11 protein-coding genes are annotated in these 11,744 nt (G+C 41.0%); 7 read left to right on the forward strand and 4 right to left on the reverse strand.

Translation table 11 applies throughout. The features are described 5' to 3' along the window. The first annotated feature begins 5 nt into the window (after positions 1-5). Together ACTD55_RS08385 and ACTD55_RS08390 are read left to right on the forward strand one after the other, a co-directional pair. Positions 6-350, forward strand: coding sequence for a DUF4810 domain-containing protein (locus ACTD55_RS08385; RefSeq protein WP_438863875.1), 345 nt, complete (start codon positions 6-8; stop codon positions 348-350). A gap of 1 nt (position 351) precedes the next feature. Next, positions 352-1,029, forward strand: coding sequence for a DUF799 domain-containing protein (locus tag ACTD55_RS08390; RefSeq protein ID WP_438863876.1), 678 nt, complete (start codon positions 352-354; stop codon positions 1,027-1,029). Positions 1,030-1,136: 107 nt separating this feature from the next. On the opposite strand, the gene ACTD55_RS08395 is transcribed toward ACTD55_RS08390, so the two are convergent. Further along, positions 1,137-2,018 carry an AraC family transcriptional regulator gene (locus tag ACTD55_RS08395; RefSeq protein WP_438863877.1) on the reverse strand — a complete coding sequence of 294 codons (882 nt, stop codon included), beginning with the start codon at positions 2,016-2,018 and terminating at the stop codon, positions 1,137-1,139. 118 nt (positions 2,019-2,136) lie between these two features. Between ACTD55_RS08395 and ACTD55_RS08400 the strand changes: the two genes are divergently transcribed. After that, positions 2,137-3,285: a hypothetical protein gene (locus ACTD55_RS08400; protein ID WP_438863878.1), complete on the forward strand. Its 1,149-nt coding sequence runs from the start codon at positions 2,137-2,139 to the stop codon at positions 3,283-3,285. Positions 3,286-3,350: 65 nt separating this feature from the next. Here the strand turns inward: ACTD55_RS08400 and ACTD55_RS08405 are convergent, their stop codons facing one another. Beyond that, positions 3,351-5,648, reverse strand: a complete 2,298-nt coding sequence (locus ACTD55_RS08405; RefSeq protein WP_438863879.1) for an EAL domain-containing protein — start codon at positions 5,646-5,648, stop codon at positions 3,351-3,353. Between the two features lie 438 nt (positions 5,649-6,086). Between ACTD55_RS08405 and ACTD55_RS08410 the strand changes: the two genes are divergently transcribed. From ACTD55_RS08410 to ACTD55_RS08420, 3 genes are all read left to right on the forward strand, one after another. Beyond that, positions 6,087-6,653 carry a hypothetical protein gene (locus ACTD55_RS08410; protein WP_438863880.1) on the forward strand — a complete coding sequence of 189 codons (567 nt, stop codon included), beginning with the start codon at positions 6,087-6,089 and terminating at the stop codon, positions 6,651-6,653. A 174-nt stretch (positions 6,654-6,827) separates the two neighbouring features. After that, positions 6,828-7,571, forward strand: coding sequence for a hypothetical protein (locus ACTD55_RS08415; RefSeq protein ID WP_438863881.1), 744 nt, complete (start codon positions 6,828-6,830; stop codon positions 7,569-7,571). 305 nt (positions 7,572-7,876) lie between these two features. Further along, positions 7,877-8,476, forward strand: coding sequence for a PEP-CTERM sorting domain-containing protein (locus ACTD55_RS08420; protein ID WP_438863882.1), 600 nt, complete (start codon positions 7,877-7,879; stop codon positions 8,474-8,476). 117 nt (positions 8,477-8,593) lie between these two features. Here the strand turns inward: ACTD55_RS08420 and ACTD55_RS08425 are convergent, their stop codons facing one another. Beyond that, complete coding sequence (locus ACTD55_RS08425) at positions 8,594-9,445, reverse strand: DUF748 domain-containing protein (RefSeq protein WP_438863963.1); 852 nt, start codon at positions 9,443-9,445, stop codon at positions 8,594-8,596. A gap of 494 nt (positions 9,446-9,939) precedes the next feature. Between ACTD55_RS08425 and ACTD55_RS08430 the strand changes: the two genes are divergently transcribed. After that, positions 9,940-11,064 (forward strand): cysteine desulfurase family protein, encoded by a 1,125-nt coding sequence (locus tag ACTD55_RS08430; RefSeq protein ID WP_438863883.1) that lies wholly within the window; start codon positions 9,940-9,942, stop codon positions 11,062-11,064. 2 nt (positions 11,065-11,066) lie between these two features. On the opposite strand, the gene ACTD55_RS08435 is transcribed toward ACTD55_RS08430, so the two are convergent. Beyond that, the gene (locus ACTD55_RS08435) at positions 11,067-11,717 is read right to left on the reverse strand and encodes a hypothetical protein (RefSeq protein ID WP_438863884.1); all 651 of its coding nucleotides are present in this window, start codon (positions 11,715-11,717) and stop codon (positions 11,067-11,069) included. Positions 11,718-11,744 lie beyond the last annotated feature (27 nt).

The raw sequence follows: 11,744 nt of genomic DNA on the forward strand, positions 1-11,744 counted from the left end.
GCTTTATGAAAAAATTACTTTTGGCTGCAATGCTAATTGTTGGCGTGTCCGGCTGTAAAACAACGGAACCAATGTACTACTATGGTGACTTTAACAGCGCCGTTTATAGCTATTTCAAATCTAACGAAGTGACCGTTGAAGAACAAATAACAATCTTGCAAGAAGTCATACAAAAAGCAGCAGCCCACAGTAAACCTGTCGCTCCTGGGGTTCATGCACACTTAGGCATGCTTTATTTCGAAACAGGAAATAATGAACTTGGTCGTCAACATTTAGAACAGGAAGAAATGTTGTTTCCCGAGTCAAAACACTATATTGATTTCCTGCTGAAATCATCCAAGGAGGCCTAAAATGCAGCACATTAAATGTTTAATGGCTCTTCTGGTCGTGACTCTGGTTAGTGGTTGTGTAAGCTTGCCACCAGCCCATGATTACAGCGCCTTCAGAAACGCGGATCCACACTCAATTTTAGTGTTACCACCGATTAACAATACCACTGAAGTCGTTGCTCCCTATAGCGTGATGTCGCAGGTTATCGCCCCTATTGCCGAATCCGGTTATTACGTTTTTCCGGTGGCGGTTGTCGATCAGACTTTCAAAAATAACGGTCTCACTATCGCCAATGATGTGCATGCCGTTCCAATCGATAAGCTACATAATATATTTGGCGCGGATGCGGCCTTGTATTTAACCATTGATGACTACGGTACAAGCTACGTGATTATTTCCAGTGAAACACGCGTCACTGTATCGGCATCATTGATTGATTTACGCAATGGTTTGGTGTTGTGGCAAGACACCGCGACAGCTTCTTCTGCGGAAACCCAAAATAGCAATGGTGGCGGGCTTATCGGTGCGCTGGTTGAAGCGGCTGTAAGCCAAATTGTAGATACCGTTACCGACAGAGGCTTTGATATTGCAGCCATCACCGCCAACCGACTGTTATCATCCGAAACCCACAACGGTTTACCCTATGGTCCTCGTTCGCCCAAATATGGCCAACCTGCCCCCAGTGAAAAAGCTAAATAATGCTTTATTTAGTGAAAGTTGATTAACAATTAACTTACTGATAATAAGCGAGTATTCGCTCGCTTATTATCCTGTTTATGTCACCAATGACACCATTAGCCAGCTCGTTATTTACACTGCCGATAATGCAAGGGAGATTGGCCTAACTCGCGTTTAAACACCCGGCTAAAATAAGTGGCATTAGTAAAACCCAGCACCTCAGCCAACGTCGCAATATCGGTTTTGCTGTGCGTAAGTAAACGGCAGGCTTCGGTGATTAATCTATCCATAATGATTCGACTGGCGGCGCGGCCTAAATGTTGTTTGCACAACACATTCAGATGCCCGGGTGTCACCGCCAACAACGCAGCGTATTCTGAAACTTTATGATAGCGATGATAATGTGTTTCAAGTGACTGACGAAAGCGGCTGACGGTATGGTTGACCGCTATTTCCATTACTTGCCCATAGCAACCGGTATACCAGCGATTAAGATACACCAGTACCTCGTAAGCAATAGCTCTCAATAAATTGGGGCTATCCGGCTGGAGTTGGTTGACTTCCTGATGCATCGCCTCAAGTCTGTCCAGCAAACACTGTTGTTGGTCGTGTTCCAGCCTTAAACTGAATGGCCCGGTATGGGTATGGAAGTAATGCAAGCGATGCAAAAAAAGCGGATCGCTGAAGTGCTTTAATAAAAACTCGGCAGGAAAGAATAAACATATCCCCTGTAAATCCTTTACATACCAGCGTCGTACCTGCCCGGGAGTGGTGAAAAATACCTGTCCGGCAGAAACCGTATACTCTTTGTCATCCAGCCAGAACGTCCCCTGCCCTTGGGTAATCAGAGTAATATCATAAAAATCCAGTACGTAGGGCTCAATCGTCCGGGCAAAGGATGGCATATCGCCGATCCAGGCAACATCAATCAGTAATTCGGTCGCGTATTTATTGCGTGAAAATGAAACCGGCCTGATTTGACCAGATTGAGTAAAAATAGACGTTGTCATTATTCCACCGCGTTAGCATTTTCGTTGAAAAGTATCATTTTTTGCAGGGTTTGTTCATTTTATTATCAACCGGGCTGGCATAAACTCAAACCAGAAAACAACAATAAGGCAGTATCCTATGCACCTGTTAACATCGTTTATATTATTTTTTATTTTAGCTTCAAGTACAGCACTGGCGGTTAGCATCGAGCAGGATATATCACCCGATGACTGGCTAATATCACCCAAAGGGGTAACAACGGAAAGTATCGACGGGCAAAATGCCTTGCGTTTCGACAGTGGTGAAATCACCGCTCAGAACATTCAACTTCAGGATGGCACCATCGAATTTGACATATACTCTTCAGGACAGCGAGCCTTTGTTTATGTGTATTTTCGTGAACAATCTGAGTTGGAGTCGGAGGTATTCTATATCCGCACCCATAAGTCCAACACCCCCGATACGTTGCAATATGCGCCAGTATTTCAGGGGTTAAGTGCATGGCAGTTGTACCATGGCAACAACGGCACTGCCTCTGCGACGTTACCGGTTAATCAGTGGACTCATATCAAGTTAGCGATTGAGGGGCAATCACTAACGGTTTGGGTAGGCGATCAATCCCAACCGGTTATGCATAAAATACCGTTAACCCGTGCCGCAAAAGCCGGTAGTGTAACCTTACGTGGTAATATCCCCCGACAAAGTCACGCACCATTTAGCGCTTATATTCGCCATATCAGCATCCAGCCAACGAAGCCAGTAACGACGGCACTTCCAGCAAAATATTATAACGATAATCAACTAACTCAGTTTAGTGTATCGCCCGTTTTTGCTGCAGATAAAAAAGCTGTAATACAGCTTCCAGCCCAAATAACCAAACAAGCATGGCAAGCAGTGCAAGTACAACCCAATGGCACAATAGAGTTTTTGCGCTGGCGCACCATCCCTGACGATTTAAACACATGGGCAGTCGCAGCCGATACCGTTTTGGTTTCACCAACGGATCAAATATGCCAATTGCAACTGGGCTACAGTGACACGATCACGTTATCGTTAAATGCACAGCCTATCGCGTTTGCCGATGGCAGTTATCGATACGACAAGGATCGCCAGGAAGGATTAATGCATAAGCAACAATTACAAGTTTTTATGTCGCTCAAAAAAGGACGCAATCATTTACGTGCAGTGGTTGCAGATAGTTTTGGGGGCTGGGGACTGTCAGCTTATTTATCAGGCTGTACAGGAGTAAAACAACAGTTACCCGAATACGATACAAGTCAGCAATAAACCCCATGACGTAATACAATTAATATATTAAAAGAGTCAATATTGAAAGACAGCATTATGCCAGGTTATTTGTTTGTGATTGGCGTTAAGGATTGCCCTTTCACGTAGCTCTTACTGAATACGTTTTTCGCTTTCAATAACCTTTCCGTTTGTTCTACTTCCAAGGGTTTGGAAAAAACGAAACCTTGAAAACAACTGCAACCCAGTTGTTGTAGCACTTGTACTTCTTCACGTTTTTCAGTGCCTTCTGCCAAGATATTTATATCTAACACACGACACATGGCAATTATCGCTTCTACTACTTTTGATTTTCTCTCATCCAGATGAATATCTTTAATAAACTGTCGATCAATTTTGACCGCTTTTACTGGATAAGAGAGTAATTTTGCTAACCCCGAATAGCCTTTACCAAAATCATCCAAGGTAATGGAAAACCCCCAATCATCCAACGTTGACGTAATTTTTAAAGCTTTTTCTACATTACGGCTAACCGCAGATTCAGTTAATTCCAATTCTATTAACTTTGGATTAATACGGTGTTCCAATAATGAGTAAATAAGATGCTTTTCAAAATCGTCTTGGTCAAAATCTATACCCGAAATATTTAGTGCAATCGGAACAATCTCAATATCCTGTTTTTGCCAGTGAGATATTTGCACACAGATATTGGTTATCAGCCATTGCGTAATTTTAGGGACTAAACCAGACTTTTCGGCAATGGGTATAAAAATAGACGGAGAGACCAGGCCAATGACGGATGAATCCCAGCGCAACAGCGCCTCTAATCCAACAACGTGTCCGTCTGCTTTTACTTTGGGTTGGTAGACAATCTTAAGTTCATTGGTCGATATCGCTTCATCAAGTAAAATACTGATTTCTTCATGTTCAATAAAACGTTCCAAACTTGACGTTTCATAAAAATTAATTTGCGACCGGCTTGAATTAACCGCATATAAGGCATTGTTAATGAGCTTCTCAGCATTGCCATTATGTGAATCTGGGAACGAAATACCAGCTTGAAGATTGAGGGCAATCGAATGACCATTCAGTTCTATCACTTTAGGGATATTGTTCAGAAACGACTGGATTGTAGCACGCACATACATCATTGATATTTCACACACGATGGTCAAATTTGTGCTATCTATCGAGGCGAGATGACTTTTCACTTGTTGTCCTGATTGCCAATATTTAGACAATTCTTTAACTAACAAAGGTAAAATTTGAAAACCGTATTTTTGCTCAATGAACTGAGCGTTATTTATTTTGATTGTGATTAAGCAGAAGTCATTTGTTTTTTCAGTCAGCATGCTCTTAATTTTATTGGTCAACCATAGACGATTCGGCAACCCCGTTTCCTGATACAACTTTTGCTGACGATTCAGAACCGTTTGTGCCGCAAGGGTTTTATGAAGCATCACTTTTGCGGTGATATCGTGAACGGTGAGGAAAAAATACTCCTGCGAAAATAGCTTACTGCGAGTTAATTTAAACGCTTTCATTTTCCCTTTTATGAAACGATTAACCACTTTCTCACCCGCATCTGTTGGAAAGTCACTAAACAATTCAGCCATATGAATGGGGTGAATACTGTTCTGCTGTCTGCAATCGAGTAACAATTCTGCAGCCAAGTTAATTTCTTTTATTAAACCACTGCTATGCACAACCAGTTTAGCAATATCGGTATCGACGAATAATGTTTTGTAGAAATCTTTCTGTTTTTGCAAATCGATGTTGGTTTCTGTTAGTTGCTGATTTAAACGCCTGGCGGCAAGACTTGAGCGAGCAACACCTAGTGGGGCGCAAACATTAAAAAACAGAAAGATGATGCTCATAATATAAAAGTTGGCATGTTCGAACGTTTGATGCGGAGGTAAATACTGACTGAGGTGGAAACCATTCAGCAACGCCATAAAAGGCAGAATATTGAGCAACATACACACAAAACCGATTTTCGCTCCGAGCAATATAAATGCGGCGAGTGGCAACGAAAATACAAAGACCGGACCAAAAATAGCCAAGTCAGGATCCAGTGCGATGATATTTATTGAAAGGGCAGCGGCCAAAATGGTAAATAGCAGAGAATAGGCGCTGATAGTGTAATGTGAGCTAGATAACCACAGTTGTATCCCCGCAAAGAGATAAAAAGCCAAAGTTAGTGGAATAACTTCACTAAAGTTTATCTCAACAGCGGTCAAACAACTATGGATCGCCACGACAGAATAAAAACTAAAACCGGTAATGATCATGATGCGCAAAGCACTTATTCGCCATCGCTCTATGCCATTTATATTGCCTTCTAAATCAGAAAGCATGACATAACTGAGAAATCTGGTAGTTAAAGATCGAATCATTGCTTGCATGGTGAATTACCAGTTCATTACCTCAACTAGAATACAGCCACTATAACCTAAACAACTAATAAGACTAATAATTTTTGAATTCGCCCTATTTTTACACTTGTTTATGTTGAGGATGAAAAACCTTATCAATTCGCAAAAATAGCAAGGGGCAGATTTGCCTCATACTTTTGATGATGTTTTTGCTTAATAATATTTTCAATCTCCTATGTTACGACATATTCAAAATATTAGGTAAAGATGAAACCTGTCATCAGCCGTTAATTATTTCCTTGTCTCCATTATTAACCCACTAATTTCATTAGGTTTAATTAATAATCACGGTAGGACGCAATCTACTGCCTATACTTAGCGGTGACACCCGAGTCCTGCACGCAGTAAATCGCACACAGAAGTCAATGTTGGACTTTTTATTCCCTAACCCTGAAACAGGACTAAATCATGAACAAAGCAAATTTGTTAAAACTTGCTGCACTGTCCGTCGTTAGCAGTTCGACTTATGCAACCGATACTGCAGAGGATAAAATACTGCGAGCCATGTCGGCCGCGCCCTCTTCTGTCAGCGAGCAGGCAACCATAATGGATACTGACGGAACCGAATTACGCAAAGGAACCAACGGCTGGACATGTTTTCCCGATACCATGACCGGTGATAAAGCCCCAATGTGCAACGATGCGCTATGGATGCAAATGATGCAGGCTTTAATGAATAAAGAAGATTTTACAGCCGACGGTATTGGTATTTCATATATGCTTCAAGGTGAGCCTAGTGGTTCTGGAGTGAGTAATTCAACTCCGTATCATCACGATCATAAAAGTGCCGCGGACTACGTTGAAACCGGCCCACACATTATGATCATTGTTCCAAAAGCCATGCTAAAAAATATCCCCACAGATCCGAACGCTGGTGGGCCCTATGTGATGTGGGGTGATACCCCTTATGCCCACATCATGTTACCCGTATCCTTAGAAGGCAAACAAATCATTACTCCAAACGTTGCCGAATAAAAAAGGGGAGCCAATATTGGCTCACCTTATACCCCTTTGTTAATTTTAACCTGCTATCAACTTCTATTATTCCGTTGTATCCACAATTAGCGCACTTGATATTTACCTGATAATCTGTGGTGTAAGGATTGAGATAATGCAATAAGTCGATGTAAAAATATAACAAGGAGCATTATGAAAAAGATCATTAGTACCATCTTGATTTTTTTGGCTTGTAGTTTGCCAAGTCGGGCTGATGATACGGCTATCTTAAACATTCTAGGGATGGAATATACCGGTTCAGTGCAGGCTAACCAGCAAGGTGCCTTCGATATGATGTTACTGGATTTTATGCGGCAACTCGAACTTCCTTTTCGTTACGACATAGTCAATGCCGCCCGGGGTTATCGACTTTTCACCCAGAAAAAAGCCGACTGTCTGCTTCCATCCGTAGACTATCTCCCCTACTTCAATAATCTGAATATAATTAATAGCTCTAGCTTTGCCATGGCACGACATGTGGCATTTACCTTACAAGGTGAACCCATTACCTCCCCGCAACAATTACAGGACAAGGTAGTAGGTATTATTCGTGACGATGGTACATGGGATTATAAAAAACGCATTCCTTCTGACGACATCATCTGGTTGGGACTCAATAATCTGAATACGCTAGCCGCCATGCTGGAAAAAGGCAGAATTGACGTCGCCATTCACGATCGGGATGACTATTTAGCCTTTATTCGCCAACATAACATGCGCCAACCTATTTACTCAGGAGAGCATCCCATGTGGCAGGATAACGTGGTGATTACCTGCCATAACACCCCGAGTAACCAAGCCTTTATCAAACAACTTGAACCATTAATTGACGATGTCAGGCAATCACAAAAACTGGTCAAATACTATCGCAAGGCAATAGAACTCGCTGAGCAATAAACCGCTGTGATCTCATCGTTGTGTTGAGTCTGAATAAACTCATCAGCTTGGCGAAACAGCTACCCAACCCTGCACGGTAAATGCACACAAATCAGTGTAGGTTCTGTTATTCCTATAACCTAAAACTCTCCACTTAATTGAGTGGCTAGTCCCCCAAAGACGAACCACACTATTCTCCCCCTAACAATAATAAAAGTGACAGAAAAGAGCAGGCTTTTCGCTATATAGGTTAGGGCATCAATAGCCAGAATAAGATGCTTACTCCAATACGATTCAATTAATCCAAACACGCTAAAGGAATCCCCATGCGAACCACGTTCTTAAAATCCAGATTGTTATGTGCGGTCCTTTTACTCGGTAGTGGAATAAATACCGCCTATGCGGGACTAATCGGCTACTTTGAAACGCGCTATTCTACAAACGAAATAGATACATTACTGGGCGGTAACATAGACGTTATTTGGGGTGGAACGACGATATTCGACCTTAATAATTTGACGGAAAGTGATAGTGGCAAAGTCTTTTCGTTAACTACCGGTAGCGCATTTGATAGTGTGATCGCGTTAATCAATAATGGCGTTAATGATGCTATCAAAATCAAGGCGGTCATTGACCCATTTAGCTTTTTATCTGCACCCGACTCAATTTCCTGGGATGAAAGTTTTTTATCTTCCGATCCGTTAACAACCTATAACATAAGTAACATTGATTTCAGTTTGCAGAGCCTCACCAAATCCATCTTGGATAATTCAACGAACGAAGAGCAACTGTATCGATATACGTTAGGAATGAAACTAGCGGTTTACGGCAGCGAAATTCAAACTAATGATGTGCCAGAACCTTCGACACTGGCGATTTTTGCACTAGGTTTGGCCGGCTTGGGGATCCGTCGTTTTAAATCCTAGCTGCACGTAACGACAAGAGCTTAAATAGAATAATACCTGCACCAGCTCTTGTCCGTTAATTTCATCGATGGTATTGCTTTTAAATCGTTCCACCGGGTCGAGACAACGTCACTGAAACTAATCCTTACCCAGTAAGTCTTTTAATTTACTGCCGGCCTTATCCAGTAACTTGTCTTTTTCTTGTTCAATTTTATCTTTGACTTTTTGCTTGGCTTTTTCTGCCAGGATCGTTTTAGCGCGTGATTTTGCCTGACCAATAATATTGTCCAGCATACTATCGAGAACGGCAGCCATAGCCTGATCTGCAGGTAAACCATTTGGTTGACCCACCGGACCCGCGTTAAAAGTCGGTAACGTCACCTTATAACTTTTTTTATCCAGCTTTAATTCTTCCGTGTTCAACTTTTCAAAATCAATCAACAGACTCGCATTGGCAATGACAACATTATCGATGGTGACTAATGGCATCGGTTTATCAGAGGTTTTAGCGGCAGAACTCTCCGTGGGTAAATTGTTTTGCAGATTGCGCTTTAACACCATTAAATTGCCCTCACCGGACGCATCCACCTCATAGCGAATTTGTGGCGCATTGATTCTGACTTCCTGAATAGAATAAGGCTCGCTAAACGACCCACCGAGATCCACCGAAACCAAATCAAAACTGATTGCATTTTCGTCACTAAATCCTTCAGGATTACTAACTTGCAGGCCTCCAATCGCCAATTTACCTTGCTGTGGGGTCAACTTAACAGACGACACTTGTACCGACGTTTGCAAAAAAGCACTTCCCTGCTTTTCAATTTGTGTTCGAATAAACTCATCCGCACCGCTAAACAGGTACCAAACCCCACCGGCCACAATCACCACCAGAAGCCCCACAACAATCAATAATTTTTTCATCAATCTTTCCCTTTGTTTTTGTGCGTTAAAAAGCGAAATAAGTTTAACTGCATTGTAGATTGGAATGATGCCAACAACTAAACCGCTGCTTAAGTGCGGTTATTCATATATCGTCATATTGTGCACCAGTGAATATAGAATAAAAGAGCTACCCCAGACTATTGGGTTAATCGAACTGTTATTGGCAGTAACCAACGTCTCTTGCTCACATTTTCAACACTTATAAATAAGTTACATGCTGACCGTTTCCTTTTTACAAGCTTAAGTAGCAATAAGCGCTTTTAAATCAAAACCAAATAACCGACACTAAAGTCACCTAGGACGTTGGAGAGTTACGTATGGATACGTTGATTGCAATTTTACTGCCTTACCGCTGCTTAAGTGCAGTTATTCATATATCGTCATATGTTAGCCTGTTTTGTAAGTTAGAGACCCCAAAAGAGTCAGATAATCTTGGGCGTAATCATGTAACTTGGCAAGCAGTTGTTTTGCAGTCCAATTAAGGAAGTCGAAACTATAATATCTTGGTAATATAGTTGCATTCATTGTTCATTAGAAACCATATGATCTATTTAGACACAGCAGCCTCTTATCCCTTACTTCCTGAAGTAAAAGAATGCCTTATTCATGCTTTTGATAACACTTACGCAAACTCTGCTTCTAGTCATTCTCTAGGTGAGGAAGTTTCATATGAGATCAATAGAGTCAGAGAGCTGTTGGCAAATGAAATCGGTGCCTACCCTAGTGAAGTCATTTTTACTAGTGGGGCAACAGAATCAAACAATGTTGCCTTTAAAAGCCTTTTATTAAGCGAGAAAGGACTAGAAGATAAAAAACATATTGTAACTACTCAGATTGAACATAAATGTATATTTGCCATTACAGAGTATTTAGTAACTCTGGGATATGAAGTTACTTATGTTAAACCTAATTCAGACGGATTGATAACAGTTCAATCTATAAAAGAGGCTATCAGACCTGATACTGCATTAGTTTCAGTGATGCATGTAAATAATGAATTAGGCTCCGTAAATCCCATTGAAGAGATTGGACAGTTGTGTTTTGAAAACGAAATCCTATTTCACTCAGATGCTGCCCAAAGCTTTCAAAAAGTTGAGATTGATGTAGATGATTTTAACGTTGATATTATGTCTTTCTCAGCGCATAAAATTGGCGGTCCTAAAGGAATTGGAGCCATTTACATAAGAGATTTAAGACATAGGCAGTTAGCACCAGTCATACACGGAGCTGGACAAGAAGAAGGTCTTAGAGGCGGAACTGTAGCAGCTCCTCTAATTTTAGGCTTTGGGAAAGCCATTGAGGTATTTAAATCTTATTACTCTGATTTTTCAGCCAACCAAATTAAAGAAAAGCTTTTAGAAAAATTAAGTTCCCTTGATATTGAATTTGTAGAAAATGGCATTAACACATTACCTCATTGTATCTCGATTACATTCCCAAAAGTTGATACGGAAACATTGGTTCGAGACAATGAAAACGAGCTTTGTCTTGCCCAAGGATCAGCATGTTCGTCTAAAGAGATTGAGCCATCACACGTATTAACAGCTATAGGCTTATCCAGAGAATTAGCTGATAAAACCTTTAGGATTAGCTTTCCTATTAATATTTCCGAACAAGATTTAGATTTTTTGTGTACGGAATTACTGAAACATAGCCAGCAGACCTAAACCTAAATGGTAATAACAGGGTAGTTTGCACTCCCCCAGATTTCTCTTGGGTTTTCCATCATTACATTTATCAAGATAGGAACTAGCTTACTCAGAAAAGCTACTCCATCTTTAATTTGAGAGCGATTAGCACTGCTATTCCATGTTGCTCCACCATGTATTAACTGATTCCTTAAGGTATATAGTCTTTGTAAGACGACAGAAATTAGCACATCAGTTTGTCTATTGGATAAAGCTATGTTGGCTTTTGCCTTTGCTTTAGAAAATTTGTTTTTCCATTCGTCTTCAGTCAATTTTCCATTATGAAACTCCCAAAAGGGCTGAAAAACAAATTTGTTATCGAGAAGCAAGCGAATGCTTGATGAAAACTCAGACCATATTAGATCGTAAAAAGCTTTCTCTTCATCAAGCTCTACAAGCTTTGAAATGAATAGTGAAAATGACTCGGCTTCAGTGTGACGAAGCAACTCAGTATCTTGAGAATAGGCCGCATTAAATGCTATCCAAAGAAAGATGAAAGTACTATCTAAATCCCCAGAGCACTGCTCTGATTTCTCCAGCCAACTCAGTGCGCGGTGCACTCTTAAACCGAGGTCTTCAGAAAATCCTTCTCTTACATTCCTTTGCTTTTCTTTTAATGATCTAAAGTCCATTTTTATCTCCTAATTGTGGAAGGTTTG

The organism is Neptunicella sp., assembly GCF_048268085.1.
Taxonomy (GTDB): domain Bacteria; phylum Pseudomonadota; class Gammaproteobacteria; order Enterobacterales; family Alteromonadaceae; genus Neptunicella.

Excerpts from the sequence above, each read along its gene's own strand:
- ACTD55_RS08405 (WP_438863879.1), bottom strand. The coding sequence starts at position 5,648 with ATGCAAGCAATGATTCGATCTTTAACTACCAGATTTCTCAGTTATGTC.
- ACTD55_RS08410 (WP_438863880.1), top strand. The coding sequence starts at position 6,087 with ATGAACAAAGCAAATTTGTTAAAACTTGCTGCACTGTCCGTCGTTAGC.
- ACTD55_RS08390 (WP_438863876.1), top strand. The coding sequence starts at position 352 with ATGCAGCACATTAAATGTTTAATGGCTCTTCTGGTCGTGACTCTGGTT.
- ACTD55_RS08385 (WP_438863875.1), top strand. The coding sequence starts at position 6 with ATGAAAAAATTACTTTTGGCTGCAATGCTAATTGTTGGCGTGTCCGGC.
- ACTD55_RS08395 (WP_438863877.1), bottom strand. The coding sequence starts at position 2,018 with ATGACAACGTCTATTTTTACTCAATCTGGTCAAATCAGGCCGGTTTCA.
- ACTD55_RS08420 (WP_438863882.1), top strand. The coding sequence starts at position 7,877 with ATGCGAACCACGTTCTTAAAATCCAGATTGTTATGTGCGGTCCTTTTA.
- ACTD55_RS08430 (WP_438863883.1), top strand. The coding sequence starts at position 9,940 with ATGATCTATTTAGACACAGCAGCCTCTTATCCCTTACTTCCTGAAGTA.
- ACTD55_RS08435 (WP_438863884.1), bottom strand. The coding sequence starts at position 11,717 with ATGGACTTTAGATCATTAAAAGAAAAGCAAAGGAATGTAAGAGAAGGA.
- ACTD55_RS08400 (WP_438863878.1), top strand. The coding sequence starts at position 2,137 with ATGCACCTGTTAACATCGTTTATATTATTTTTTATTTTAGCTTCAAGT.
- ACTD55_RS08415 (WP_438863881.1), top strand. The coding sequence starts at position 6,828 with ATGAAAAAGATCATTAGTACCATCTTGATTTTTTTGGCTTGTAGTTTG.